We start from the raw sequence: 944 nt of genomic DNA on the forward strand, positions 1-944 counted from the left end.
ATCTTGACCGGCACCACCTGGGTGCGGCTTCACCGGTGGAGTGGTAACAGTTTTCCGGTTAGGCCGCAGATAACAACTCTCCACCTGACACCCAATCTGGGCGGTGCCACCTCCTTCCGCCTGCGCTGGCACTATTATAACGCCAGTGATGATTTGTACTGGGCGATTGACAGCGTGCGCGTTTTCTGTGAGCCGCCTATCCCCCCAGGTGGCTATCCGCTCTACCTGCCGCTGGTGGTGAAAGCGCCGTGAGAGATCAAGGCGGTCGGAAACGGGATGGGTGAAGGCCTGGCCTTCACCTATCCCCGAAGATCTAGTAGACAGCGCTCAGGCTATGGGTGGTCATCTAACGATATTCAACCATTCAGACCAAGGCAGACGAGCACGGCCACCGCAAGCCATATTGGTCCTGACGGCCCTGCTCGCGCTGATGATGGGCGGGTGGTGGGGGCTTCCTCTCACGGGGGCCTCCGGCGGGGCGGCGGCGGTCTGCCGGGCCGCGGCGAGCGCCGCCGCGGCCGGAACCCGCTTCCAGCGGGCCTACGCGATCACCAGCACCCAGGAACTCAGGGCGTTGGCGGCGGCAACTACCGCCGACGGCGGCTTCCTCCTCGCGGGGATCGCCGGGGACCCGTACTACACCTCGGACTTCTATGTGATGAAAATAGACGCCGCCGGGAATGTGCGGTGGAACCGCACCTACAACGTCCTGCAGAAAGACGGCGGTGGTCTTCCTCCCGAAGGGGGCCGCGCCCTTGACCTGGTCCCTACCCCGGACGGCGGCTTTCTGCTGGCCGGCAGCACGTGTTGCTACGAGGGCAAGGCAGTTGCTGAGGTGCTCAAGATCAACGGGTCCGGCGACGTCCTGTGGAGCAAGACCTATCGCTCCCTCTCGGTAAGCATCAGCATCCGTCGCGCCGTGGCCACATCCGATGGCGACTTTC

General features: G+C 63.8%; 2 protein-coding genes. Both read left to right on the forward strand.

Annotation, left to right across the window (positions count from 1 at the left end):
- Positions 1 to 252 (forward strand): hypothetical protein (locus AC01ZF_RS17525; RefSeq protein WP_476575548.1); only part of this gene is annotated, 252 nt, incomplete at its 5' end.
- Positions 253 to 403: 151 nt separating this feature from the next.
- A partial coding sequence (locus AC01ZF_RS17530) for a hypothetical protein (protein ID WP_476575549.1) occupies positions 404 to 944 on the forward strand: 541 nt, incomplete at its 3' end.

The sequence above is a fragment of the Chloroflexus sp. genome (genome assembly GCF_056331925.1).